The sequence below is a fragment of the Kocuria sp. CPCC 204721 genome, assembly GCF_040980945.1.
GTDB lineage: Bacteria > Actinomycetota > Actinomycetes > Actinomycetales > Micrococcaceae > Kocuria > Kocuria marina.
This window is the reverse complement of sequence record NZ_JAVKPO010000036.1, coordinates 1-2,101: the sequence shown is the minus strand read 5'-3', so window position 1 is coordinate 2,101 and position 2,101 is coordinate 1. Positions and strand designations below refer to the sequence as shown.

Genomic DNA, 2,101 nt, shown 5'->3' with positions numbered 1-2,101 from the left:
CTTCCCATTCGCCAGTTCCTTCGGCATAACTCCATCCTCGTTTCCAAGGTCAGGAGCCTCCAACAAACTCAGGGCGCTTCAGCTGAGGGCAGCGGGGAGGTCAAAGGCCGTGTCGGATGGTTGGGACTGCTGCACGGATAGGTGACACCGAACCTGGCTGGCCGACGCGGGTCGGCCTGGAAGGATGATCACCGTGCCCAAGCCCTATCCTCAAGAGTTCCGCGACGACGTCGTGCGTGTCGCGCGCGCCCGCGAAGCGGGCGTCACCCTCGCTCAGATCGCCAAGGACTTCGGCGTCCCCGAGATGACGCTGCGCAAATGGATCCGCCAAGCAGACATCGACGACGGCAACCGTCCCGGGAAGACCCGTGAAGACTCCACGGAGCTGCGCGAGCTCCGCCGCCGGAACCGACTGTTGGAGCAGGAGAACGAGGTCCTGCGCCGCGCGGCCGCCTACCTGTCTCAGGCGAACCTGCCGGGAAAAGGTTCTTCCCCCGCAAGCGGGAGGTGCCCCCACCGCTCGTGAGCGAGCTCGCCGCTGACGGGATCCCCGTCGCGGTGTCCCTGCGGGTCCTCAAAGCTCTCCCGCCAGCCCTACTACCGCTGGCTCAAACACCAGCTCACCCAGGCCGAGCTGATCCAGGCCTATCGCGCCAACGCGCTACTGGATGCCCACCGCGATGACCCCGAGTTCGGCTACCGGTTCCTCCTCGGCGAAGCCGGCGAGGCCGGTGAAGAGATGTGCGAGCGGACCGCGTGGAGGATCTGCCGGGACAACCAGTGGTTCTCCGTGTTCGGGAAGAAGCGCGGCAAGAACGGGAAACGCCCGGGGCCGCCGATCCACGACGACCTCCTCAAGCGGGACTTCACCGCCGATGACGTCAACGAGCTGTGGCTGACCGACATCACCGAGCACCGGGCCGACGAGGGAAAGCTCTACCTCTGCGCCATCAAAGACGTGTTCTCCGGCCGTATCGTGGGCTACTCAATCAGCGACCGAATGAAGGCGCGTCTGGCAGTGAAAGCGCTGGACAATGCGATATCCGGGCCTTCACAGCTGAGTGTGGGTAGCGGTTCTCCGCCAGGGGCGATGACCGCCTGCGGCGAGCAGAGCCCGTAACCGGTAGTTGTCGAAGTTGCGGAAGCCGCGGGCGACGCGACGCATGGTCTCGATGACGCCATTGACCGCTTCCGTGGGCCCGTTCGAGGCTCCTGCGGTATCGAAGTAGGCCAGGATCGCGGCCTTCCACCGGCGTAAGGTCCGTCCGAGCCGGGCGATCTCCGGAATGGGACAGGACGGGAAGGCACCGAGAATCTCGGCGACCAGCCGGCGTCCTTGCTCGGGGCGGGCGTGGTAGACCGCGCGCAGCTTCTGGTAGCAGTGCCAGGCAAGGGTGACCTCGTGGTGCGGGTCCCCGGCCTCGAGCTTCGCGTTGAGTCGGCGGACCTGCCTCTCGGTCAGGTGCTCGGCGCCGATCTGTAGGGTGCGGCGGATTCCGTAGAGCGGGTCCCCGGTTCTCCCGCGGTGACCCAGGGTGTCCTGCTGCACCCGGCGACGCACCTCGTCGAGGGCCTGCCCACCGAGTTTCACGACGTGGAACGCGTCGAGAACGGTGATCGCCTCCGGGAGCTCGTCGCGGATGGCGTTGGCGTAGCCGTGGAACGGATCCAGCGTCGCCGTGCGGATCCCGCTCGTGAAGGTCGGCCCCTGCTCGATGAGCCAGTCGCCGTAGGCCGCCCCCGTGCGCCCGGGCACCAGATCCAGCAGTCGTGCCCGGGGCCGGCCGTCCTCGCCGCGGGAGTGGTCCACGATCCCGGTGACCAGCCCAGTGCCGGGTGGGCCCACGTGGCGCCAGACGTGCTCGTCCACGCCCAGGGCGTCCACCCCGGCCAGCCGATCCTCCGCGGCCAGCTGGGCCTCGATGACTGGAGTGATGGCGTCCCAGACGGTGTTCCAGGCGACTCCGAGCATCTGGGCCAGGGCCGAGACCGCGATGTCGTGGCAGCGCAGCTGGCCCACCGCCCAGGCGATCGCGCGGGTGGTGAGCTTGGCCCGCGGTGCCGCCAGCTCGTGGACCTCACTGAAGGTCGTCACCTCGCA

At 67.8% G+C, this 2,101-nt stretch carries 1 protein-coding gene and 1 pseudogene; one reads left to right on the top strand and one right to left on the bottom strand.

The genetic code is table 11. The annotated features are described in order from the left end of the window. Positions 1–184: 184 nt before the first annotated feature. Positions 185–1,042 (top strand): annotated as a pseudogene (locus tag RF637_RS13710) (IS3 family transposase); the annotation flags it as partial. Between the two features lie 9 nt (positions 1,043–1,051). Here the strand turns inward: RF637_RS13710 and RF637_RS13705 are convergent. Next, positions 1,052–2,101 (bottom strand): ISL3 family transposase (locus RF637_RS13705; protein WP_368845117.1); only part of this gene is annotated, 1,050 nt, incomplete at its 5' end.